This is a genomic window from Enterobacter cloacae complex sp. 2021EL-01169, from assembly GCF_020733125.1.
Classification (GTDB): domain Bacteria; phylum Pseudomonadota; class Gammaproteobacteria; order Enterobacterales; family Enterobacteriaceae; genus Enterobacter; species Enterobacter roggenkampii.
Window position 1 is genome coordinate 86,561 of sequence record NZ_JAJFTC010000012.1, and the last position, 22,112, is coordinate 108,672.

Genomic DNA, 22,112 nt, shown 5'->3' on the forward strand with positions numbered 1-22,112 from the left:
CTGTTTGTTAACCGTTTATTCATCCTTCGACTCCACATGCTTCCGTTATACTACCGGCATGACATGACAGGAGCGTTTATGAATCAATCCTATGGAAGACTGGTCAGCCGGGCCGCCATCGCGGCGACCGTCATGGCATCCAGCCTGTTACTGATTAAAATCTTTGCCTGGTGGTATACCGGCTCGGTCAGTATTCTGGCGGCGCTGGTGGATTCGCTGATGGACATTGCCGCCTCATTGACCAACCTGCTGGTCGTGCGTTACTCGCTGCAGCCAGCGGATGAAGAGCACACCTTTGGGCACGGTAAAGCGGAGTCGCTGGCCGCGCTGGCGCAAAGCATGTTCATATCCGGTTCTGCGCTGTTCCTGTTTCTCACCGGCATTCAGCATCTCGTCTCGCCGACGCCGATGAACGATCCCGGCGTCGGCGTCGTTGTGACGGTCGTTGCACTTATTTGCACACTTGTTCTGGTAACGTTCCAGCGCTGGGTGGTATGCAAAACGCAAAGTCAGGCCGTACGGGCGGATATGCTTCATTATCAATCTGATGTTATGATGAATGGGGCTATTCTTATTGCGCTCGGTCTGGCCTGGTATGGCTGGCATCGGGCCGATGCGTTGTTTGCGTTAGGGATTGGTATCTATATTTTATATAGCGCCCTGCGGATGGGGTATGAAGCAGTGCAATCGCTGCTTGACCGCGCCCTCCCGGACTCAGAACGTAATGAAATTTTTTCTATCGTGACCGCCTGGCCCGGCGTCAGCGGTGCACACGATCTTCGAACGCGGCAGTCAGGGCCGACCCGCTTTATTCAGATTCATATTGAAATGGAAGACAACCTGCCACTGGTTCAGGCTCACGTGATTGCTGAGCAGGTCGAGCAGGCGATTTTGCAGCGTTTTCCTGGTTCAGACGTCATCATTCACCAGGATCCCTGCTCGGTTGTACCCGGACATGTTGGGCTTTCGTAATTCGTTGTAAAAAAGTGAGCCAGGCCAGCATTTTGTGTATAAATTACCGCCATTTGGTCTGACCTGAATCAATTCAGCTGGAAGGGATTGATATACTATTTGCAGTATTCGTTGGTCGATAAGTTTCTTCCGGCAACAGATTTCAATTTTGCATTCCTAAGTTCAGAGGTAGTCATGATTAAGAAAATCGGTGTGTTGACAAGCGGCGGTGATGCGCCGGGCATGAACGCGGCAATTCGTGGGGTTGTCCGCGCGGCGCTGACGGAAGGTCTGGAAGTTTTTGGTATCTATGATGGTTACCTGGGTCTGTATGAAGACCGTATGGTTCAGCTCGACCGTTACAGCGTGTCTGACATGATCAACCGTGGCGGTACCTTCCTTGGGTCTGCGCGCTTCCCGGAATTCCGTGATGAACACGTTCGTGAAGTGGCTATCGAGAACATGAAAAAACGTGGACTGGACGCCCTGGTGGTTATCGGCGGTGACGGCTCGTACATGGGTGCAAAACGTCTGACTGAAATGGGCTTCCCGTGCATCGGCCTGCCGGGCACTATCGACAACGACATCAAAGGCACCGACTACACCATCGGTTACTTCACCGCGCTGGGCACCGTTGTGGAAGCGATTGACCGCCTGCGTGACACCTCTTCTTCCCACCAGCGTATCTCTATCGTTGAAGTGATGGGGCGTTACTGCGGTGACCTGACCCTGGCTGCGGCAATTGCGGGGGGCTGTGAGTTTGTCGTGGTTCCGGAAGTGGAGTTCAGCCGTGAAGATCTGGTAGCTGAAATCAAAGCCGGCATCGCGAAAGGCAAAAAACATGCGATCGTGGCTATCACCGAGCACATCTGTGACGTAGACGAGCTGGCGAAGTACATCGAAACCGAAACCAAGCGTGAAACCCGTGCAACCGTACTGGGGCACATCCAGCGTGGCGGTTCCCCTGGCCCGTACGACCGTATTCTGGCGTCCCGTATGGGCGCGTACGCAATCGAACTGCTGCTGCAGGGCCACGGCGGCCGCTGCGTCGGTATTCAGAACGAGAAACTGGTTCACCATGACATCATCGACGCGATTGAAAACATGAAGCGTCCGTTCAAAGGTGACTGGCTGGACTGCGCGAAAAAACTGTACTGATCGGCGTTTGGTTTGTGCCAGGTGTCGGCTTCGCCTTACCCGGCCTACAAAAGCACGGTTCGTAGGCCCGGTAAGCGAAGCGCCACCGGGCTTTTTTTGTCCGCACCATTTGCCTTTTTATTCCACTACGTTATAGCCAATCTTTTTTTATTCTTTAATCCTCGATTCGCTTTCTGGCACGCTGCATTCATCAAAACACTACACAAGAGAGCTGGGCGATGAATAAATGGGGCGTGGGTTTAACATTATTGCTGGCATCGACCAGCGTTCTGGCTAAGGATATCCAGTTACTGAACGTGTCATACGACCCGACGCGTGAACTGTATGAACAATACAACAAAGCGTTTGCGGCACACTGGAAGCAGGAAACCGGCGACAATGTCGTGGTTCGCCAGTCTCACGGTGGTTCTGGCAAGCAGGCGACCTCCGTCATCAACGGTATTGAAGCCGACGTGGTGACCCTGGCGCTGGCCTACGATGTTGACGCGATCGCCGAGCGTGGCCGTATCGACAAAAACTGGATCAAACGCCTGCCGGATAACTCCGCGCCCTACACCTCGACCATCGTTTTCCTGGTACGTAAAGGCAACCCGAAACAGATCCATGACTGGAATGACCTGATTAAGCCGGGCGTGTCAGTTATTACCCCTAACCCGAAAAGCTCCGGCGGCGCACGCTGGAACTATCTGGCCGCCTGGGGCTATGCACTGCACCACAACAACGGTGACCAGGCTAAAGCCCAGGAATTCGTGAAAGCGCTGTACAAAAACGTCGAAGTGCTGGACTCCGGCGCGCGCGGTGCAACCAACACCTTCGTCGAGCGCGGGATTGGCGACGTGCTGATCGCATGGGAAAACGAAGCCCTGCTGGCGACCAACGAACTGGGTAAAGATAAGTTTGAGATCGTGACCCCAAGCGAATCTATTCTGGCTGAGCCGACCGTCTCTGTTGTCGATAAAGTGGTTGAGAAGAAAGACACCAAAGCGGTGGCGGAAGCCTACCTGAAGTACCTCTACTCGCCGGAAGGTCAGGAGATTGCAGCGAAGAACTTCTATCGTCCACGCGATGCGGCTGTCGCGAAGAAATACGACAGCGAATTTCCGAAACTGAAGCTCTTCACCATTGATGATGTTTTCGGTGGCTGGACGAAAGCGCAGAAAGAGCACTTCTCTAACGGCGGCACCTTTGACCAGATCAGCCAGCGCTGAACATAAATAAACGACACGGTGACCCGGCGTGAGAAATCCGCCGGGTTTTTTATTTGGTCATCATTTTGCGTTACTCTTTTGCCTCTATTGAAAACAGGGAACGCGTTGTGAAAAAAATTATCTTATTGATCCTCATTGTCATCGCCCTTGCCGCTGGCGGCTGGTACTGGATGAAAGCGGGTAATCCGAATGCGTTGCGACATATCGTTCTCGACCAATGCCTGCCGAATCAACTGCAACAACGTAACCCGGCACCGTGTGCGCAGGTGAAGCCTGACGCAGGCTATGTAGTCTTTAAAGACCGCAACGGGCCGCTGCAATACCTGCTGATGCCGACATATCGCATCAACGGCACCGAAAGCCCGCTGTTGACCGAAGCGCATACGCCGAACTTTTTCTGGCTGGCCTGGCAGTCGCGTAGCTTTATGACCCTGAAGCGTGGAAGCGAGGTGCCCGACAGCGCCATTTCACTGACGATTAACTCGCCGACAGGGCGCACGCAGAACCATTTTCACATTCATATCTCCTGCCTGCGCCCGGACGTGCGCGAGAAGCTGAACGCGGCACAGGGAGACATCAGCACCCAGTGGCTGCCCCTTCCTGGCGGCCTGGAAGGGCATGAGTATCTTGCTCGTCGGGTGACGGAGAATGAACTGGTGCAGCGCAGCCCGTTCATGATGCTGGCTGAAGAGCTGCCGGAAGCGCGCGACCATATGGGGCGCTTCGCGCTGGCAATGGCGCAGCAGTCAGATGGTTCGTTTGTGTTGCTGGCCACCGAGCGCAACCTGCTGATGCTTAACCGCGCGTCGGCTGAGGAACTGCAGGATCATCAATGCGCTATCCTTAATTGACCCCACCATAAATAGCGTTTACTCGCCCTGCCTGTCGCCGTAGACTTGCTGAAAAATTCTACAGGAGACAGGTATGTCGCTCTGGTCAACGTATCCTCTGTTGCTGCCTTCACTGATTGTGGGCGTCACCATCGTACTATGGGCGACGTCGCTATTGCCGGAGTTCATTACCGCGCTGCTGTTCTTCACGGCGGCAATGACTGCGAAGATCGCCCCGCCGGAGGCGATTTTCGGCGGTTTTGTCTCGTCGGCTTTCTGGCTGGTCTTCAGCGGATTCGTGCTCGGCGTAGCGATACGTAAAACCGGGCTGGCGGACCGGGCCGCCCGGGCGCTGTCGGCAAAGCTCACCGACTCCTGGGTATTAATGGTTGCTAGCGTGGTGCTGATGAGCTATGCGCTGGCGTTTGTGATGCCATCGAATATGGGACGTATTGCGCTGCTGATGCCGATTGTCGCCGCAATGGCGAAACGCGCCGGTATCGCTGACGGCTCCCGCGCCTGGTTTGGTCTGGCGCTGGCGGTAGGGTTCGGGACGTTCCAGCTTTCGGCGACGATTCTGCCCGCTAACGTGCCTAACCTGGTGATGAGCGGTGCGGCGGAAGGCTCGTACGGCATCCATCTGAACTATGTCCCGTATCTGCTGCTGCACACGCCGGTGCTGGGCATTCTCAAAGGCCTGATCCTGATTGGCCTGATCTGCTGGCTTTTTCCGGGTCATCCCAAACCCCCTCAGAAACAGGTGCCGTCTGAACCCATGGGCCGGGATGAAAAGCGTCTTGCCTGGCTGCTGGCGATAGTGCTGGGGATGTGGGTGACGGAGAGCTGGCACGGCGTGGGGCCCGCCTGGACCGGGCTGGCGGCGTCGGTCATCGTTATGCTGCCGCGCATCGGTTTTATCACCGGGGAGGAGTTTTCTGCCGGTGTGAATATGCGCACCTGTATCTACGTTGCCGGTATTCTGGGGCTGGCGATCGTCGTGACGCAAACCGGTATCGGCACGGCGGTGGGCGAGGCGTTGCTCCGTATTATGCCGCTCGATGCAGACCGACCGTTCACCAGCTTCCTTGCGCTGACCGGTATTACCACCGCACTCAACTTCATCATGACCGCCAACGGCGTTCCGGCGCTGTATACCACCCTGGCGCAGAGCTTCTCGGATGCGACCGGCTTCCCGCTGCTGTCGGTGATCATGATTCAGGTGCTGGGCTATTCTACGCCGCTGCTGCCGTATCAGGCGTCGCCGATCGTGGTCGCGATGGGGTTAGGAAAAGTGCCAGCCAGGGCGGGGATGGTGCTCTGTCTGGCGCTGGCGGTGGCAACGTATCTGGTGCTGCTGCCGCTGGATTATCTGTGGTTTAGCCTGCTGGGACGGCTGTAAAAAAGCCCGGTGGGGCTGACGCTTACCGGGCCTACAGAACCGTAGGGCGGGTTAGCAAAGCGCCACCCGCCACAAAGGCAATTACGCCTGTTTAGCCGCTTCTGCCGCTTTAACGATCACCGCGAAAGCGTCCGCTTTCAGGGATGCACCGCCAACCAGCGCGCCGTCGATGTCTGGCTGGGTGAACAGCTCAGCAGCGTTAGACGCGTTAACGGAACCGCCGTACTGGATAATCACTTGCTCAGCCACTTTGGCGTCAGCTTTCGCAATGTGGTCACGGATGAATTTGTGCACCGCCTGAGCCTGCGCAGGGGTGGCTGATTTGCCGGTACCGATCGCCCAGACTGGCTCGTAAGCGATAACCGCGCCTTCGAACGCTGCTGCGCCCTGCGTTTTCAGCACTGCGTCGATCTGACGTGCGCACACTTCTTCAGTTTTGCCCGCTTCGTTTTCTGCTTCGGTTTCACCGATGCACAGAACCGGGATCAGACCCTGCTCTTTCAGCACGGCGAATTTCTTCGCGATGAACTCGTCGGATTCTTTGTGATAGGTGCGACGCTCGGAGTGGCCGATGATGATGTATTTCGCGCCGATATCTTTCAGCATTTCAGCGGACGTTTCACCGGTGAACGCGCCAGACAGGTTAACGTCAACGTTCTGCGCGCCCAGAATGATGTGGCTGCCGTCAGCGGCACGTTTAGCCAGATCCAGGTACATATCCGGCGGAGCGATAGCAACCGCGCAGCCGGTCACGCCAGCCAGCTCTTTACGCAGGTTCGCAACCAGTTCGTTTACCATGTGGCGGCTGCCGTTCAGTTTCCAGTTACCCATCACTAAAGGATGTCGCATTTCAATTCTCCACGCTCAATAAGCGAATTAAGGAATATGGCCACCCTGTCGGGCAGCATGGTCTGTGAATCAGTATAGAGATTTTCCCTCGAAAGGCTTTGCTTTTTGTCATTAATTCGCCCCGCCGAGGGTGTCAGATAGTGCCAGCTTAATCGGTTCAACAGCGAAGGTCAGTCCTTTTTCGCCGTTGTCCGCCACCACATAGCGGATCGCGCCTTCAGTATCGGCGTAGTAACGCTTGTTTTTACCGGCGGTGAGGAGTTTTTGCAGCTTTTGCTGGCTTTGCTTTTTCGTCAGCGCAGGGGTAAACGCCTGCAGGACCGCGCTCATGTACTCCAGCGCTTTCGCCTTCGCGGCTTTCTGCTCTGGCCCTTGTATCGGCAGCCAGGTGATTTGCATGCTTTTGATTTTTAACGTCCCGCGCTCCAGCGCCGTGGAGGCATACAAATTCTCGTTAATCTTGCTTGCTGCACGGGTCAGGGTAGGCGTGTCGCGGGGGCCATCAATGGCACGAAACTCATCCAGTTGCAGCGTGGGATTGGCCTGATTGAAGGCTTCACGAAACTGGCTGATGGACTGATCGAACGACGGTGCGCCCGCCAGCAGGTACGGTGCTGTGGTCGGGGCTGTGGTTTCGGAGGCGTGCAGGGTAAAACCCGCGCTGAGCAGCGCTAAACACAGGAAAAGAGAATGTGCCGAACTTTTCATCAACATTGCCCCTGGCCGTAAGTGCTCATGATTAAAACGATATCTGGTCGGCTTGTCAAAAGGTCACAACTCCAGGGTAAAATGCGGGCTAAACGATAATAAGGAACCTTACATGACCATACAGCAGTGGCTGTTTTCATTCAAAGGGCGTATTGGACGCCGTGATTTCTGGATCTGGATGGTGACGTGGGTTGTCGCCATGCTGCTTCTGTTTTTCGTTGCCTATAACGCATGGCTGAGCACGCAAACGGCGGCCTTCGCGCTGGTCTGCCTGCTCTGGCCAACGGCGGCTGTCGTGGTGAAACGCCTGCACGATCGCGGTCGTTCCGGCGCGTGGGCATTTCTGATTATTCTGGCGTGGATGTTGGTGGCGGGAAACTGGGCGATGCTTCCGTCCATCCTGCCGTGGGTGGTGGGCAGGCTGCTGCCGTCGGTCATCTTCGTGATGATGATTGTCGATCTGGGCGCGTTTATTGGCACCCAGAGCGAAAACAAATACGGTAAAGACACCGTTGAGGTGAAATACCGCTGATCACCAGTAGTGTTCGGCGGTCATATGGCCCGGTCGGCGGCGAAGATGTTTCGTCATCTGCCGGGTATCCTTCAGAAGCTGCTGCGTGTCGCGTACCATCTGCGGGTTGCCACACAGCATGACGTGGCTGGTTTCAGCCGTCATCGGTAAACCCACCGCCTCTTCCAGGGCACCATTCTCAATTAACGCCGGCACGCGACCGGTCAGCGTTCCTGCTACGGTTTCGCGGCTGACCACCGTCTGAATCTTTAACTTTCCGCCGTACTGCTGTTCCAGCGTCTGCATCTGCGGCAGGTAGCTCAGGTCTGCGGCGTAGCGCGCAGCGTGAACCAGCACGATGTTTTTAAAACGCTCCAGGTCTTTGCCGTACTGCAAAATAGAGAGATAAGGGCCGATGGCCGTACCGGTTGCCAGCATCCAGAGCGTGTCACAATCCGGGATCTCTTCGAGCACAAAGAAGCCTGCTGCTTCACTCACGATTTGCACCTCGTCGCCGGGCTTGAGGGCGGCAAGGCGCGGGCTGAGTTTACCGTCAGGTACGGTGACCAGATAGAACTCGAGATCCGGGTTATCAGGCGCGTTAACGTAAGAGTAGGCGCGCTGCACGCGCTCGCCGTCGACATCCAGCCCCAGCTTCGCAAATTGCCCGGCTTTAAACGGGTGGACGGGAGCATGCAGGGTGAGACTAAATAGCGCATCGGTCCAGAACTGTATCTTTGTGACTTTACCTGTTACCCAGTCCGCCATGATCTTCTCCTGTGCTGTTTCTCTGTTCTATCTTCCGTACTTAACGGGGAGATTTCCAGCCCATTTGGGCCGGAAAGCTCTATCGATCAAACGGTTTTACAGAATGTGCGTCTGTACGTCCGGGTCTTTGCGGTCGAGATAGTGGATAGACTGGATGCGGCGAATGGTGCGTGATTTTCCGCGGATCAGCAGCGTTTCAGTGGTGGCCATATTGCCCTTGCGGCTGATGCCGTCCAGCAGATCGCCTTTGGTGATACCTGTCGCCGAGAAGACCACGTTATCGCTACGGGCCATATCATGCAGCGCCAGCACTTTGTTGGCCTCGATGCCCATCGCTTCGCAGCGTGCCAGCTCGTTTTCTCCGATACGGCGGTTCTCTTCGCTGTCGCCTTTCACCTCGTGGCGGGGCAGCAGACGAGCCTGCATATCGCCGTCCAGCGCGCGGATCACTGCCGCAGAGACTACGCCTTCCGGCGCGCCGCCGATGCCGTACAGCACGTCTACTTCGCTGTCCGGCATGCAGGTCAGGATCGAGGCGGCAACGTCACCATCCGGAATGGCAAACACGCGCACGCCGAGCTTTTGCATCTGCGCGATGGTGGCGTCGTGGCGCGGTTTGGCCAGAATAGTGACGGTGAGTTCGCTCAGCGGTTTGTTCAGCGCGCTGGCGACGTTACGCAGGTTCTCTTCCAGCGGCAGGCTAAGGTCGATTGCGCCTTTTGCGCCAGGACCGACAATTAGCTTTTCCATGTACATATCCGGCGCGTTGAGGAAGCAGCCTTTATCGCCTACGGCCAGCACCGCCAGGGCGTTGGCCTGACCCATTGCGGTCATGCGCGTGCCTTCGATCGGGTCGACGGCGATATCCACGGCATCGCCTTTGCCGGTACCGACTTTTTCACCGATGTAGAGCATTGGCGCTTCGTCGATCTCACCTTCGCCGATCACGATGGTGCCGTCGATGTTGACCTGGTTAAGCACAATGCGCATGGCATGGACGGCTGCGCCGTCGGCGGTATTTTTGTCACCACGACCCAGCCACTTATAGCCTGCAAGGGCAGCCGCTTCGGTGACGCGGGAAAACTCGATAGCAAGTTCACGTTTCATGAGGTACTCGTACAATCGAAAGGAATTGCACGAAGTTTATCACAGAGTGGGGAGGGGCGAGGGGACCGGTGCGGTCCGGGCCCCTCACCCTGACCCTCTCCCCAGGGGAGAGGGAATATATGATTACTCTTCGTGCTCTTCCCACGCCAGGGCGCGTTTCACCGCTTTCTTCCAGCCGCTGTAGCGGAAGTTACGCTCGGTGGTTTCGATGCCAGGGCGGAATTCGCGTTCGATCACCGCTTTTTCCTGCAGCTCGTCCAGGTTCTGCCAGAAGCCTACCGCCAGACCGGCAAGGTACGCCGCGCCCAGCGCCGTGACTTCACGCACTTCAGGACGCTCAACGCGGGTGCCCAGAATGTCGGACTGGAACTGCATCAGGAAGTTATTCGCTACCGCACCGCCGTCCACGCGCAGGGCGTGCAGACGAATGCCGGAGTCCGCCTGCATCGCTTCCAGCACGTCGCGCGTCTGGTAGGCGATGGATTCCAGGGTGGCGCGAATAATGTGGTTAGAGTTAACGCCACGCGTCAGGCCAAAAATTGCGCCGCGTGCATACGGATCCCAGTACGGCGCGCCCAGACCGGTGAATGCAGGCACCACGTACACGCCGTTGGTGTCTTTCACTTTGGTCGCGAAGTACTCGGAGTCGAACGCATCGCTGATCAGCTTCATCTCGTCGCGCAGCCACTGGATAGACGCACCGGCCATGAACACCGCACCTTCCAGGGCATAGTTCACTTCGCCGCGTGGTCCACAGGCGATGGTGGTCAGCAGGCCGTTTTCTGATTTCACCGCTTTCTCGCCGGTGTTCATCAGCATAAAGCAGCCGGTGCCGTAGGTGTTCTTCGCCATCCCTTCTTTGACGCACAGCTGGCCGAACAGCGCCGCCTGCTGGTCACCGGCAATACCGGCGATAGGAATACGGGTGCCGCCTTTACCGCCGATGTTGGTCTGGCCGTAAACCTCAGAAGACTTGCGCACGTCAGGCAGCATCGCGCGTGGGATATCCAGCGCGTCCAGCATCTTGTCATCCCACTCCAGGGTGTTGATGTTGAACAGCATGGTACGCGAGGCGTTGGTGTAGTCGGTGACGTGGACGCGTCCCTGGGTCATCTTCCAGATAAGCCAGGTGTCGACGGTGCCGAACAGCAGCTCGCCGCGTTTTGCACGCTCGCGTGAACCTTCCACGTGGTCGAGGATCCACTTCACTTTTGTGCCGGAGAAATACGGGTCAACCACCAGACCGGTGGCGCTGCGCACGTACTCTTCCATGCCGTCGCGCTTCAGCTGCTCGCAGATCTCAGAGGTACGGCGGCACTGCCAGACGATGGCGTTGTAAATAGGCTTACCGGTTTCACGTTCCCAGACAATCGTCGTTTCACGCTGGTTAGTGATACCAATCGCGGCAATCTCGTCGGAACTGATATCGGCTTTTGCCAGCACTTCGACCAGCGTGGAGCTTTGTGACGCCCAGATCTCCATTGGGTCGTGTTCGACCCAGCCTGGACGAGGATAAATTTGCTCAAATTCGCGCTGTGACACGCTGACGATGTTCGCGTCATGATCCATTACGACAGCGCGGGAGCTGGTAGTGCCCTGGTCGAGCGCAACGATATATTTTTTTTCGGTCATGGTATGTGTCCCGTAGTCAGATTACAGCGAAGCTTTTTGTTGTGCGGTAGAAGTCGTTTCCTTCTCCTCTTCCACACAGGTATCGCACGGTAAATGGCGACCAATTAATTTGCGGTAGCTGAACGCACCCAGCGCAGCCCCGACAACTGGCGCAAACAGCGGTACCAGGAAGTAAGGAATGTCTCTGCCACCGGTGAAGGCGACGTCGCCCCAGCCTGCGATAAAGGCGAACGCTTTAGGTCCGATATCACGCGCCGGGTTCATCGCGAAGCCGGTCAGCGGGCCCATGGAGGCACCAATCACCGCAATCAGCAGGCCAATCAGCAGTGGGGCCAGCGGGCCGCGCGGAATGCCGTTTCCGTCGTCGGTCAGCGCCAGGATAACGCCCATCAGAATAGCGGTAATCACCATTTCAACTGCGAACGCCTGCACAAAATTGATATGCGGGTTTGGATAGGTTGAGAAGATGCCTGCCAGATCCAGACTTTCGACGCTGCCGCGCACCATATGATGCGTCTGTTCGAAGTCGATGAAAAGATTGTAATAAAGCCCGTAAACTAACGCCGCTGCGCAAAACGCGCCGGCAAACTGAGAAACAATGAAAGGAACTACTTTGCGTCCGTCGAAGCACGCGAACAGCCACAGTGCGATAGTCACCGCCGGGTTAAGATGTGCACCAGACACCCCTGCAGTCAGGTAGATGGCCATCGCCACGCCCAGACCCCAGATGATACTGATTTCCCACTGACCAAAACTGGCACCCGCCACTTTCAGTGCAGCGACACAGCCCACTCCGAAGAATATCAACAACCCGGTACCAAGGAACTCGGCAATGCACTGGCCTTTTAAGGTTGATGTCTGACTCATAATCGGAATCCTGAAGAAATTGATGTTTATTGTTAGCATGGCCGCCCGTGACAGCCACGATGCCCTGTAGACATAGTGTTAATTTATCGTTAACGAGCAAAAACGAGAAATATCGAAATCGAAATGTGTGGTCTGCGTCAATAAAATGAGCGTTTTCGCGCCATAAAGCACATTTTTGCAGCAGTACAGGATCAGTACAGGAATGTGAGCTGAATCATTTCATTAACGAATCAGTTAACAATTTAGGGGTATATGACGCGAACGCACCAGGACCAGACCTAAAAGTGTTGCAAACCGCGATCTGCGCGGTGTGTCGCTGGACACAGAGCGCCGCGCTCCATACAATCGACGGTATATGTCGTGCGCGTTTATGTTAAAGCGTCGCCTTGCAATTCAGGAGAGGTAGCATCATGTCTTTAGAAGTGTTTGAGAAACTGGAATCGAAAGTACAGCAGGCGATTGACACCATCACCCTGCTGCAGATGGAAATTGAAGAGCTGAAAGAGAAGAACAACAGCCTGGCGCAGGAAGTACAGAACGCGCAGCACAGCCGCGAAGAACTGGAGCGCGAAAACAACCAACTGCGCGAACAGCAGAACGGCTGGCAGGATCGCCTGCAGGCGCTGCTGGGACGTATGGAAGAGGTTTAATTCCCCATTGGGATTAATGAGTAGGCCGGGTAAGGCGAAGCCGCCACCCGGCTTTTTTTATGGTTTGATGTCAGTCGGCGATCACCATAAAAAAGGCCGCCAGAGGCGGCCTTAACGCTACTTGTCCTGCGCTATCATAGTAAAAGCAACGAACACATTCGGTTCATCACTCTTTACAACGAGTACGCTGGCGACAATGAACGCGATACATAAATAGCGTTTCATTATGCGGTCCCTGCAGCTAACCGCTCCACCGTTCACCACCGGTGATAAGTCGGTGGACACAAGCCTGATCAAGGGTTGCTTTACGGTTGTGAAGACACCTTTCCCTGGACCGATGCCCATGTGCGAGATGGCGGAAAGGGACGCAGCATCATAGTCAGCAACAGTAGCGTAGTTAAGGTCTGTATAGATAATTAGGAATTTATAAAGGGTCGAGGGGATTACCTGAGATTTGAATCAGGGTAAGATAAAAACCCTGGTCAAAGGTTGCAAGCCTTCCCAACGGACCGCGAATCCCGAGGGACAAAAAAACCGCCACATTGCTGTTGGCGGTTTTTTTATGGTCCACGCTTACGGTTTTATTACTCGATATCCAGGGGATCTTCGGAAAGGATAATGCCGGTATTATCGGCGTAGAGATGGTCGCCGGAGAAGAAGGTCACGCCGCCGAAGTTAACGCGTACGTCGCTTTCGCCGATGCCGTCACCTGCCGCCCCTACCGGTATGGCCGCGATGGCCTGAATCCCGATATCCAGGTCTTCCAGATCGTCCACCTGGCGCACGGAACCGTACACCACTATGCCTTCCCACTCGTTTTGTGCGGCAATACCGGCCAGTTCAGCATCAATCAATGCGCGGCGTACGGAACCACCGCCATCGACCACCAGTACGCGGCCACGGCCGTTCTGTTCGAGCAGATCGTACAACAACCCGTTATCCTCGAAACATTTCACCGTGACGATCTGTCCGCCAAACGACGACCGCCCACCAAAGTTGGAGAACAGCGGTTCAACGACGTTGACATCTTCCTGGTAGATGTCACAAAGCTCGGAGGTATCGTATTTCATAGGTTTAACGCTCAGTTGCTGCGAATGTGTTCAGTATATCGTGCGAAATGCGTTGTTGGCAAAATCATCAATTGTTAATTGATATTTGTCAGCTAACTGAGCGTCTGGCTTAAGACAATCCCGATGACGAACAACAGGTTAGTCAGCAGCGCGCCTTTTACCGTGCGTTCCAGCATTGGCGGCATGGCGGCAGGGCTGCGTTCACGCATCACAAAACGGGCCTGCTTAATCAGCAGCGGCGCGGCAAGTACAAACAGCCAGCCCCACAGACTGTGCAGGGAAATCAGGTTAAACAGCGCCAGGCAGACCAGGGCACCCATCAGCAGGCAGGCATGGTAGCGACGCGCATTCACCGGCCCCAGACGGACCGCCAGGGTGTTTTTGCCGTTCTCCCGGTCGCTGTCGATGTCGCGCAGGTTGTTGATGTTGAGCACCGCGGTCGCCAGCAGACCGCAGGCGGTCGCAGGCAGGAACAGCGCAGGGATCACCGTATGCGCCTGTAAGTACCAGCTTCCCATCACGCTCAGCCAGCCGAAGAACACCAGTACGGAGATATCCCCGAGCCCAATGTAGCCGTAAGGACGCGTGCCGACGGTGTAGGTGATGGCTGCGATAATGGCCAATAAACCCAGCACCAGGAAGCCAATAAAATCGCTGGGGGTCTTAGACGCCACTGTCACCAGCGCCAGACCCGATAAACAGATCAGCACCACGGTGATAATCAGCGCGCGCTTCATCTGCGCCTGGGTAATCACCCCTTTTTGCATCCCACGCAGCGGCCCGATACGGTCAGGTTTGTCGCTGCCTTTCACCGCGTCGCCATAGTCGTTGGCGAGGTTGGAGAGAATTTGCAGCAGGCCGGCGGTAATCAATGCCAGCGCGGCAACCAGCGGATCGAAATAACCCTGCCACCAGGCAAGCGCCGTACCGACGATAATCGCGGCAAAGGCCAGAGGGAGTGTTTTAGGGCGCAGACTTTCGAGCCACGCCTGAGTACGGCTGATGTCAGTCATAAGTATTTAGCCAATAAAAATGGGGGCATTAGCCCCCATTAAACGTGATGAGAATCCAGTAACCGCGATTATAGGATAAAACGGCTCAGATCTTCATCTGCCACTAACGCATCCAGATGTTTACTCACATATTCTGCGTCAATGGTAACGGTTTGACCGTTCAGATCGCTCGCGTCGTAAGAGATATCTTCCACCAGGCGTTCCAGCACGGTATGCAGACGACGCGCACCGATGTTTTCGGTGGTTTCGTTCACCTGCCATGCAGCCTGGGCAATACGTTTGATACCGTCTTCGGTGAACTCGAGGTTCACGCCTTCGGTTGCCATCAGCGCTTTGTACTGAACGGTTGCAGAGGCGTTTGGCTCGGTCAGGATACGTTCGAAGTCTTCGGTCGTCAGCGCCTGCAGCTCAACGCGGATAGGCAGACGGCCCTGCAGTTCCGGGATCAGATCCGACGGGCTGGCAACCTGGAAGGCACCTGATGCGATAAACAGGATGTGGTCCGTTTTCACCATGCCGTGCTTGGTTGAGACGGTGCAGCCTTCTACCAGCGGCAGCAGGTCGCGCTGAACGCCTTCGCGGGACACGTCCGGGCCGGAGCTGTTGCCGCCGCGCTTACAAATTTTGTCGATTTCGTCGATAAACACGATACCGTGCTGCTCAACCGCGTCGATAGCGTCCTGCTTCAGCTCTTCCGGATTGACCAGCTTCGCCGCTTCTTCTTCAATCAGCAGCTTCATCGCGTCTTTGATTTTCAGCTTACGTGTTTTTTGCTTCTGACCGCCCAGGTTCTGGAACATGGACTGCAGCTGACTGGTCATCTCTTCCATGCCCGGAGGTGCCATGATTTCCACACCCATTGGCGCGGCAGCGAGATCGATCTCAATCTCTTTATCATCCAGCTGGCCTTCACGCAGTTTTTTGCGGAACGCCTGACGCGCAGCGGACGGTTCCGCCTGCTGTTCAGCCTGACCCCAGTTGTTTTTTGCCGGTGGGATCAGCACGTCGAGAATGCGCTCTTCGGCCATCTCTTCCGCGCGATAGCGGTTTTTCTCAATGGCCTGGACGCGCACCATTTTGATCGCCGAGTCGGTCAGATCGCGGATGATGGAGTCCACTTCTTTACCCACATAGCCCACTTCGGTGAACTTGGTGGCTTCAACTTTGATGAACGGCGCGTTAGCCAGCTTTGCAAGACGACGGGCGATTTCGGTTTTACCGACGCCGGTCGGGCCGATCATCAGAATGTTTTTCGGCGTCACTTCGTGGCGCAGCTCTTCGTCAAGCTGCATACGACGCCAGCGGTTACGCAGGGCGATAGCCACGGAACGTTTGGCGTTATCCTGGCCGATAATGTGTTTGTTCAGTTCGCTGACAATTTCGCGTGGGGTCATTTCAGACATGGGAGATCCTTACGCTTTGGAGGTCAATTCTTCGATGGTGTGGTTGTGGTTGGTATAGATGCAGATATCACCTGCAATATCCAACGCCTTCACCGCGATATCACGCGCGTTCATGTCGGTATTTTCCAACAGTGCGCGGGCAGCAGCCTGGGCATAAGGGCCGCCAGAGCCGATAGCAATCAGGTCATTTTCCGGCTGAATCACGTCACCGTTACCGGTGATGATCAGCGAAGCGGTTTCATCGGCGACCGCCAGCAGCGCTTCGAGCTTGCGCAGCATGCGGTCGGTACGCCAGTCTTTCGCCAGCTCAACGGCGGCTTTCACCAGATGACCCTGGTGCATTTCCAGTTTACGTTCAAACAGTTCAAACAGCGTGAAGGCATCTGCCGTGCCGCCTGCAAAGCCGGCGATCACTTTGTCGTTGTAGAGACGACGCACTTTCTTCACGTTGCCTTTCATGACGGTATTACCCAGCGTGGCCTGGCCATCACCGGCGATTACCACATGGCCGTTACGGCGTACACTTACTATTGTTGTCACGAGCAGACCCCCTGGTTACAGAATCGGGAAACAGAAGCCCTGAGCCTGTGCCCAGGGCTGAATTAAATGATAGATGGGGGGGATTTTGGGGGTTTCAACCCCCGGAGGCGAGTCGAATGCAGTTTGTGTGACCGGCGATTTTCAAACGAGAAAGGGTGCCATCGGCATTTTCTTTGCCTTTGACCGGACCAATCACCACGCGATTCCAGCCGTTATTGGTGGTAATACGCGAATCAAACCCTTCAAAGGCCAGCTGCGCGCGCACCGTTTCCGCCTGCTCCGCACCTTTGAACGAACCGCACTGTACCATCCAGCGACGTTCGTCTTTTTTCTCAGCCGTCTGCTTCGGCGCTTCAGTCTCTTTCGTGACCGGCGCGGCCTGCTGCGTTTTCGGCTGCTGCGCAGTGGTATGCGCTGGCGTCTGGAGCAGATCCTGATACGGCTGAGCCGCCTGCTTCTGCTGCTGCGCTTTAGGCTGCTGCTGGACAGGCTGAGACTGCACCGTACGCGTCGGCTGCTGATACGGCTGTTCCGTTACCCGCGGCTGTGCCTTAGGCTGCTGTACCGGCTGGGTTTGCGCCCACTGCTGTTGCTGCTGAATCTGCTGTTGTGCCTGGCGACGCTGCAGCGTTTGCTGACGCTGTTCCGGCGTCTGCTCATTCCACGGCACTTCGTTCAGCTGCGTAGGCTGCTGGCGCATATCGGCCTGCATTTGTGCCAGCAGCTGACGCTGTTCATCCGTCAGCTGATTCGCATTCTGTACTTCACCACCCGCAGAAGGTTCCGTTGGCGCACGTACCCCAGGCTGACGGCTTTCCAGCTCTTTGATATAGCGCCAGCGCTCTTCAGGCTTCGGAGGGAGGCCATTTCCGGCGACTTTACTGGCCTGAAGCGCCTCAGACTCTTCTTTTTTATGGTGCGTGATAAAGTACAGGCCACCAATAAAGGCGACGACTACAGCCGCAGCAATTGCGACCATTGCTGGCGAGACAGCAGGCAGGTTACGTTGCTTTTTTCTTGAGCTACTCTTTTTGCGTCGCGAAGGTGCCGGCTGGCCGCGACGTACATAATCTCGTTGTGCCACTATCGTTTCGCTGTATTTATTCGTTCGTCAGTCCGCCATGTTACTTAAGCGGCGGGGCTTTGACCAGATAAGGGTATCCGAAAGACGTTTACTTTAAGTCAATGCCTGGGTCGTGCCGCGGACGATCAGTTCGCAGTCCAGCAACCGTGAGCCGCTGCTAACTGTTTGACCGTGAAGCTGATCCAGCAGAAGCAGCATCGCTTCGCGGCCGATTTGGTAGCGCGGCTGAGCGACCGTTGAGAGCGGCGGATCGCAAAATTCCGAAAGCGAAATATTATCGAAACCGATGATGGATAAATCTTTCGGTATGCGAAGGCCGCGGCGTTTGGCATACGATAATGCGCCCAGCGCCATCACGTCGCTGTGGCAAAATACGGCGGTTGGCGGCTCAGGCAGGTCCAGAAGTTTCTCCAGTGCCTGTCCACCGGCTGCGAAGGTAAAATCACCGCGCGCAATGTAGTGCGGATCGACGGTGACGCCGGTCCGGCGCAGCGCCTGAACGTAGCCCTGCAAACGGTAGTGACACAGCGGCATCTCTTCCGGCCCGGCGATGCAGCCAATACGCTTATGCCCCAGCTCCTGGAGATAGTTTACGGCGTTGAACGCGGCGGTAAGGTTATCGATATGGACCGTCGGCAGCTCCAGCTCTGGCGCAAACTCGTTGGCCATCACCATCGGCGGTAAATTACGCTGCTCTTCGATGCTGGCATCAAACGGCAGGCGAGAGCCAAGCAGCAGCATGCCGTCGATCTGCTTGGTGATAATGAGGTCGATGAAGGTTTTTTCCTGTTGGTTCTGATGGGCGCAGTCGCCAATCAGCACCAGGTACCCCTGTTCCGCCGCGGTGACTTCTATGCCGCGGATAATCGCGCTAAAGAAAGGGTCACAGATGTCCGGCACAATCACCAGGATGGTGCGCGACTCGTTGCGTTTGACGTTACGTCCCATTGCCTGCGGAAAATAGCCCACTTCAAGCGCAGCCTGCTCCACCCGGTTACGGGTCGCCTGGGAGACTTTATCCGGGTTCATTAATGCGCAGGATACTGTTGCCGTAGAGACCTGTGCTTTCTGGGCAACGTCTTTCATGGTCGCAGTCGCAACCTCTTTCCTGGACTTCAACGTCTTCTCCTCGCCTGAACACCGAACTTCTGACATCACCATTTTTACAGATAGTTAATGGAATCGGTTACAGAATTTTCATAAAAAGTGTGAGGAGCGTTAAATTTTTCGATCCAGCTTCAGCCTTCGATGGGGTCGACGTCCAGCACCCACTTCACTTTTCGCGCTTCGGGCAGGGTGTTAATCAGCACCAGCGCGCCGCTAACAATATGCTGAAGACGAATACGCGAGGGGTGCTGGAGCAAGATCTGCCAGCGGAAACGGCCGCCGCGTTTTGGCGCGAGGGCAGGCACCGGGCCCAAAATCCACAGCTGACTATCCACCAGCGGGCTGGCCTGCAGGAGGTTTCTCAGCTGCTGCAGGAAAAGTGGCGCCTGCTGATTGTTATGATCTTCCGCGCGGATGATGACGTGGCTGGTCCACGGCGGTAGCTGCATGGTCTGGCGTTCGGCCAGCGCCTGCTCGGCAAAGGCGTCATAGCCTTTGTGCAGCAGGGTTTGCAGCAGCGGGTGCTCCGGGTGGTGCGTTTGCAGCACCACTTCGCCCTGTTTACCGGCGCGTCCTGCACGTCCGGCAACCTGGGTGTAAAGCTGGGCGAAGCGCTCGGCGGAGCGGAAATCTGCCGAGAACAGCGCGCCGTCCACGTCCAGCAGGGCGACCAGCGTCACGTCCGGGAAGTGGTGGCCTTTGGCCAGCATCTGGGTGCCAATCAGGATGCGCGCGCCACCGCGATGCACTTCCGCCAGCTGCTGTTCGAGTGCGCCTTTGCGGCTGGTGGTGTCCCGGTCGATACGCGAAATCGGCACGTCCGGGAAAAAGGGCCCAAGCGCCTGCTCCAGCTGTTCCGTCCCCAGACCGACCGGCACAATATGCGTTGAGCCACACGACGGGCACTGGCGCGGCACAGGACGCTGGCTGTCGCAGTGGTGGCAGCGCAAATGACGCTGGGCCTGATGGAAGGTGTAGTAGTGATCGCAGCGCGGGCATTCGGCAATCCAGCCGCAGTCGTGGCACAGCAGGGCAGGTGCAAATCCGCGACGGTTGAGGAACAGAATGACCTGATTCCCCGCCTGCAAATGCTGGCGCATGCGGGTAATCAGCGCGGGCGCTAGCCCCGCCTGGACCTGCTGACCTTTCAAATCCAGCACGTGCTGAATGGCCGGACGGGCATTCCCCGCGCGACGCGTCAGGCGCAGCATGTGGTATTTACGCTGGCGCACGTTGTGCAGCGTTTCGAGCGCAGGCGTGGCGGATCCCAGAACAATAGGAATTTGCTCGCTGTGCGCGCGGTAGACGGCCAGATCGCGGGCGTGATAGCGCCAGCCTTCCTGCTGTTTATAGGAGCTGTCGTGCTCTTCGTCGATCACGATAACGCCAAGATTTTTAAACGGCGTGAACAGCGACGAGCGTGTGCCGATTACAATCGCCGCTTCGCCGTTTTTCGCTTTCAGCCAGGCGCTGAGTCGCTCGCTGTCATTCAGGCCGGAGTGCAGAACCTCAACCGGCGCGTTAAAGCGTTCGCGGAATCGGGCGATGGTTTGCGGCGTCAGGCCAATTTCCGGCACCATCACCAGCGCCTGTTTCCCCTGCGCGAGCACGTTTTCCAGCACGCTCAGGTAAACTTCGGTCTTGCCGGAACCGGTGACCCCAGCCAGCAGCCAGGCAGAGAAACGATCGGAAGCGCTATGAATTGCGCCTACCGCGGTGGCCTGCTCGGTATTCAGACGCAGGCGATCCCCTGAAACGGAGAAACTCTCCCGCCAGTCGTTAAGGGCAGGCGCCTCGCTTGCCAGGTCGCTCAGCCCTTTTTTTCTTAATGCCTGTAGCGCCGTTTCGCTGACCTCAAGCTCGTCGACTTGATGCCGCCAGATTTTCCCCTGACGCAGCGCCGCCAGCGCCCGCTGCTGTTTCTGCGAGCGCTTCAGGCTGTTGATGTCGACGGCCTGGCCTTCCTCCGTGGCAAACCAGTACCACATTGGCGCATGGCTGGCGCTCTTGCCCTGACGCAGCATAATTGGCAGGGCGTGGAACAGGACGTCGCCGATGGGGTGATGATAATAATCCGCCGCCCACAGCAGCAGTCGCCAGGTGCTGGTGGAGTAGACGGGCTCGCTGTCCAGCACCTCAACGACCGATTTCAGTTCGTTAAGCGGCAGTTCGCTCTTATCGCTGACGGAGACCACAATCCCCACGCGCTGCTGTTTGCCAAACGGCACGGTCACGCGACAGCCCGCTTTGGCGCTCATGCTGTCGGGCAGCAGATAGTCAAAGGTGCGGGGAAGCGGAACGGGCAGGGCAACGTGAGCGACGGGCATCGAATCTTCCTGACTTGAAAAGTGGCGCGTTAGTATACACATTAGTAAAAGCGGCGTGCGGATCAGTTTGCATACGTTGGTCAAATTCTGTATGATTCGCCGCCTTTGGTGTACTTTACGCCAAAGAACTTACAATCAACATCGCGTGGTGTCTGGCGTTAGGGCTGGAAGAGCGACGCGGCCTTAACTGAGGTTCTCCCATGAAAAAAGATATTCACCCGAAATACGAAATGATTACTGCAAACTGTTCTTGCGGTAACTCTATCCAGATCCGCTCTACCGTGGGTCACGATCTGAACCTGGACGTGTGCGGCAAATGCCACCCGTTCTACACTGGTAAGCAGCGTGATGTTGCAACCGGTGGCCGTGTTGACCGCTTCAACAAGCGTTTCAGCATCCCGGGCGCTAAATAAGTTTCCCGAAAAAAAGGCACCGCAAGGTGCCTTTTTTGTATCCGCTTCTCAGTATTCCCACGTCTCCGGGTCGATACCCAGTTCACGCATGATCACCTTCGCCTCTTCCGGGATTTCATCACTACGCTCTTTGCGCAGATCGTCATCGTTCGGCAACGGTTGACCGGTAAACGCATGCAGAAACGCTTCGCACAGCAGTTCGCTGTTGGTTGCGTGGCGCAGGTTGTTCACCTGACGACGCGTACGTTCATCGGTGAGGATCTTCAACACCTTCAGAGGAATGGAAACCGTAATTTTCTTTACTTGCTCACTCTTCTTACCGTGCTCAGCGTATGGGCTGATATATTCGCCGCTCCATTCAGCCATGAGATACCTTTAATCCTCTCAGTCATTTATCTAAAGGTGCAAAACCGGTAACCACCCGTTTTGAACCGCAATCTTGCCTAGTTTACCGTAGAGACGATACCGTGGCACGGATATTGCCGCTGCAGCGTGCACTAAAGCATATAATTTTAAC

At 56.2% G+C, this 22,112-nt stretch carries 22 protein-coding genes; 8 read left to right on the forward strand and 14 right to left on the reverse strand.

The annotated features are described in order from the left end of the window. Positions 1 to 78: 78 nt before the first annotated feature. The 5 genes from fieF to LLF79_RS21510 all read left to right on the forward strand — a co-directional run bounded on the left by fieF (position 79) and on the right by LLF79_RS21510 (position 5,546). Positions 79 to 972 (forward strand): CDF family cation-efflux transporter FieF, encoded by an 894-nt coding sequence (gene fieF / locus LLF79_RS21490; RefSeq protein WP_227880394.1) that lies wholly within the window; start codon positions 79 to 81, stop codon positions 970 to 972. 174 nt (positions 973 to 1,146) lie between these two features. Continuing rightward, the gene (gene pfkA, locus LLF79_RS21495) at positions 1,147 to 2,109 is read left to right on the forward strand and encodes a 6-phosphofructokinase (protein WP_008501816.1); all 963 of its coding nucleotides are present in this window, start codon (positions 1,147 to 1,149) and stop codon (positions 2,107 to 2,109) included. Positions 2,110 to 2,327: 218 nt separating this feature from the next. Beyond that, positions 2,328 to 3,317 (forward strand): sulfate ABC transporter substrate-binding protein, encoded by a 990-nt coding sequence (locus LLF79_RS21500; RefSeq protein ID WP_196094682.1) that lies wholly within the window; start codon positions 2,328 to 2,330, stop codon positions 3,315 to 3,317. Between the two features lie 107 nt (positions 3,318 to 3,424). Next, positions 3,425 to 4,168 (forward strand): CDP-diacylglycerol diphosphatase, encoded by a 744-nt coding sequence (locus LLF79_RS21505; RefSeq protein ID WP_227880396.1) that lies wholly within the window; start codon positions 3,425 to 3,427, stop codon positions 4,166 to 4,168. A 73-nt stretch (positions 4,169 to 4,241) separates the two neighbouring features. After that, entirely contained in the window at positions 4,242 to 5,546 is a 1,305-nt protein-coding gene (locus LLF79_RS21510) for an SLC13 family permease (protein ID WP_227880398.1), read from the forward strand. Positions 5,547 to 5,627: 81 nt separating this feature from the next. On the opposite strand, the gene tpiA is transcribed toward LLF79_RS21510, so the two are convergent. Both tpiA and LLF79_RS21520 read right to left on the reverse strand, forming a co-directional pair. Continuing rightward, complete coding sequence (gene tpiA / locus LLF79_RS21515; RefSeq protein WP_003862019.1) at positions 5,628 to 6,395, reverse strand: triose-phosphate isomerase; 768 nt, start codon at positions 6,393 to 6,395, stop codon at positions 5,628 to 5,630. Positions 6,396 to 6,506: 111 nt separating this feature from the next. Further along, positions 6,507 to 7,103 carry a DUF1454 family protein gene (locus LLF79_RS21520; protein WP_227880402.1) on the reverse strand — a complete coding sequence of 199 codons (597 nt, stop codon included), beginning with the start codon at positions 7,101 to 7,103 and terminating at the stop codon, positions 6,507 to 6,509. A gap of 112 nt (positions 7,104 to 7,215) precedes the next feature. Here LLF79_RS21520 and LLF79_RS21525 point away from each other — a divergent pair, with 112 nt between their 5' ends. Next, complete coding sequence (locus tag LLF79_RS21525; protein ID WP_023293600.1) at positions 7,216 to 7,635, forward strand: DUF805 domain-containing protein; 420 nt, start codon at positions 7,216 to 7,218, stop codon at positions 7,633 to 7,635. Here the strand turns inward: LLF79_RS21525 and fpr are convergent, their stop codons facing one another. The 4 genes from fpr to LLF79_RS21545 all read right to left on the reverse strand — a co-directional run bounded on the left by fpr (position 7,636) and on the right by LLF79_RS21545 (position 11,988). Beyond that, the gene (gene fpr / locus LLF79_RS21530) at positions 7,636 to 8,382 is read right to left on the reverse strand and encodes a ferredoxin--NADP(+) reductase (protein WP_087855234.1); all 747 of its coding nucleotides are present in this window, start codon (positions 8,380 to 8,382) and stop codon (positions 7,636 to 7,638) included. It lies immediately after the preceding gene. A gap of 96 nt (positions 8,383 to 8,478) precedes the next feature. After that, on the reverse strand, positions 8,479 to 9,489 hold the full coding sequence (glpX, locus tag LLF79_RS21535; RefSeq protein WP_023293599.1) for a class II fructose-bisphosphatase: 1,011 nt from the start codon (positions 9,487 to 9,489) through the stop codon (positions 8,479 to 8,481). Between the two features lie 123 nt (positions 9,490 to 9,612). Further along, positions 9,613 to 11,121 carry a glycerol kinase GlpK gene (gene glpK / locus LLF79_RS21540; RefSeq protein ID WP_008501808.1) on the reverse strand — a complete coding sequence of 503 codons (1,509 nt, stop codon included), beginning with the start codon at positions 11,119 to 11,121 and terminating at the stop codon, positions 9,613 to 9,615. Positions 11,122 to 11,142: 21 nt separating this feature from the next. Then, on the reverse strand, positions 11,143 to 11,988 hold the full coding sequence (locus LLF79_RS21545; protein WP_227880404.1) for an MIP/aquaporin family protein: 846 nt from the start codon (positions 11,986 to 11,988) through the stop codon (positions 11,143 to 11,145). Positions 11,989 to 12,398: 410 nt separating this feature from the next. Here LLF79_RS21545 and zapB point away from each other — a divergent pair, with 410 nt between their 5' ends. Continuing rightward, a complete protein-coding gene (gene zapB, locus LLF79_RS21550) occupies positions 12,399 to 12,638 on the forward strand; it encodes a septal ring assembly protein ZapB (RefSeq protein WP_008501806.1) in 240 nt (79 codons plus the stop codon). Positions 12,639 to 13,222: 584 nt separating this feature from the next. Here the strand turns inward: zapB and rraA are convergent. The 7 genes from rraA to priA form a co-directional block, all read right to left on the reverse strand. Then, entirely contained in the window at positions 13,223 to 13,708 is a 486-nt protein-coding gene (gene rraA, locus LLF79_RS21555; protein WP_008501805.1) for a ribonuclease E activity regulator RraA, read from the reverse strand. Between the two features lie 92 nt (positions 13,709 to 13,800). Beyond that, positions 13,801 to 14,721 carry a 1,4-dihydroxy-2-naphthoate polyprenyltransferase gene (menA, locus tag LLF79_RS21560; protein ID WP_008501804.1) on the reverse strand — a complete coding sequence of 307 codons (921 nt, stop codon included), beginning with the start codon at positions 14,719 to 14,721 and terminating at the stop codon, positions 13,801 to 13,803. 68 nt (positions 14,722 to 14,789) lie between these two features. Next, on the reverse strand, positions 14,790 to 16,124 hold the full coding sequence (gene hslU / locus LLF79_RS21565) for an HslU--HslV peptidase ATPase subunit (RefSeq protein WP_008501803.1): 1,335 nt from the start codon (positions 16,122 to 16,124) through the stop codon (positions 14,790 to 14,792). Between the two features lie 9 nt (positions 16,125 to 16,133). Further along, positions 16,134 to 16,664 (reverse strand): ATP-dependent protease subunit HslV, encoded by a 531-nt coding sequence (hslV, locus tag LLF79_RS21570; RefSeq protein WP_008501802.1) that lies wholly within the window; start codon positions 16,662 to 16,664, stop codon positions 16,134 to 16,136. Between the two features lie 94 nt (positions 16,665 to 16,758). Next, positions 16,759 to 17,748, reverse strand: a complete 990-nt coding sequence (gene ftsN, locus LLF79_RS21575) for a cell division protein FtsN (protein WP_032622950.1) — start codon at positions 17,746 to 17,748, stop codon at positions 16,759 to 16,761. Between the two features lie 93 nt (positions 17,749 to 17,841). Next, positions 17,842 to 18,867: a DNA-binding transcriptional regulator CytR gene (gene cytR, locus LLF79_RS21580; RefSeq protein ID WP_227880405.1), complete on the reverse strand. Its 1,026-nt coding sequence runs from the start codon at positions 18,865 to 18,867 to the stop codon at positions 17,842 to 17,844. Between the two features lie 119 nt (positions 18,868 to 18,986). Further along, complete coding sequence (priA, locus tag LLF79_RS21585) at positions 18,987 to 21,182, reverse strand: primosomal protein N' (RefSeq protein ID WP_227880406.1); 2,196 nt, start codon at positions 21,180 to 21,182, stop codon at positions 18,987 to 18,989. Between the two features lie 200 nt (positions 21,183 to 21,382). On the opposite strand from priA, the gene rpmE reads away from it, so the two are divergent. After that, positions 21,383 to 21,595 (forward strand): 50S ribosomal protein L31, encoded by a 213-nt coding sequence (gene rpmE, locus LLF79_RS21590; RefSeq protein WP_003862040.1) that lies wholly within the window; start codon positions 21,383 to 21,385, stop codon positions 21,593 to 21,595. A 48-nt stretch (positions 21,596 to 21,643) separates the two neighbouring features. Here rpmE and metJ read toward each other — a convergent pair whose 3' ends face one another. Beyond that, a complete protein-coding gene (gene metJ, locus LLF79_RS21595) occupies positions 21,644 to 21,961 on the reverse strand; it encodes a met regulon transcriptional regulator MetJ (RefSeq protein ID WP_003862042.1) in 318 nt (105 codons plus the stop codon). Between the last annotated feature and the right edge of the window lie 151 nt (positions 21,962 to 22,112).

Excerpts from the sequence above, each read along its gene's own strand:
- hslU (WP_008501803.1), bottom strand. The coding sequence starts at position 16,124 with ATGTCTGAAATGACCCCACGCGAAATTGTCAGCGAACTGAACAAACAC.
- tpiA (WP_003862019.1), bottom strand. The coding sequence starts at position 6,395 with ATGCGACATCCTTTAGTGATGGGTAACTGGAAACTGAACGGCAGCCGC.
- metJ (WP_003862042.1), bottom strand. The coding sequence starts at position 21,961 with ATGGCTGAATGGAGCGGCGAATATATCAGCCCATACGCTGAGCACGGT.
- pfkA (WP_008501816.1), top strand. The coding sequence starts at position 1,147 with ATGATTAAGAAAATCGGTGTGTTGACAAGCGGCGGTGATGCGCCGGGC.
- zapB (WP_008501806.1), top strand. The coding sequence starts at position 12,399 with ATGTCTTTAGAAGTGTTTGAGAAACTGGAATCGAAAGTACAGCAGGCG.
- rpmE (WP_003862040.1), top strand. The coding sequence starts at position 21,383 with ATGAAAAAAGATATTCACCCGAAATACGAAATGATTACTGCAAACTGT.
- LLF79_RS21545 (WP_227880404.1), bottom strand. The coding sequence starts at position 11,988 with ATGAGTCAGACATCAACCTTAAAAGGCCAGTGCATTGCCGAGTTCCTT.
- menA (WP_008501804.1), bottom strand. The coding sequence starts at position 14,721 with ATGACTGACATCAGCCGTACTCAGGCGTGGCTCGAAAGTCTGCGCCCT.
- LLF79_RS21520 (WP_227880402.1), bottom strand. The coding sequence starts at position 7,103 with ATGAAAAGTTCGGCACATTCTCTTTTCCTGTGTTTAGCGCTGCTCAGC.
- LLF79_RS21500 (WP_196094682.1), top strand. The coding sequence starts at position 2,328 with ATGAATAAATGGGGCGTGGGTTTAACATTATTGCTGGCATCGACCAGC.
- glpX (WP_023293599.1), bottom strand. The coding sequence starts at position 9,489 with ATGAAACGTGAACTTGCTATCGAGTTTTCCCGCGTCACCGAAGCGGCT.
- glpK (WP_008501808.1), bottom strand. The coding sequence starts at position 11,121 with ATGACCGAAAAAAAATATATCGTTGCGCTCGACCAGGGCACTACCAGC.
- fpr (WP_087855234.1), bottom strand. The coding sequence starts at position 8,382 with ATGGCGGACTGGGTAACAGGTAAAGTCACAAAGATACAGTTCTGGACC.
- LLF79_RS21525 (WP_023293600.1), top strand. The coding sequence starts at position 7,216 with ATGACCATACAGCAGTGGCTGTTTTCATTCAAAGGGCGTATTGGACGC.
- priA (WP_227880406.1), bottom strand. The coding sequence starts at position 21,182 with ATGCCCGTCGCTCACGTTGCCCTGCCCGTTCCGCTTCCCCGCACCTTT.
- fieF (WP_227880394.1), top strand. The coding sequence starts at position 79 with ATGAATCAATCCTATGGAAGACTGGTCAGCCGGGCCGCCATCGCGGCG.
- rraA (WP_008501805.1), bottom strand. The coding sequence starts at position 13,708 with ATGAAATACGATACCTCCGAGCTTTGTGACATCTACCAGGAAGATGTC.
- LLF79_RS21510 (WP_227880398.1), top strand. The coding sequence starts at position 4,242 with ATGTCGCTCTGGTCAACGTATCCTCTGTTGCTGCCTTCACTGATTGTG.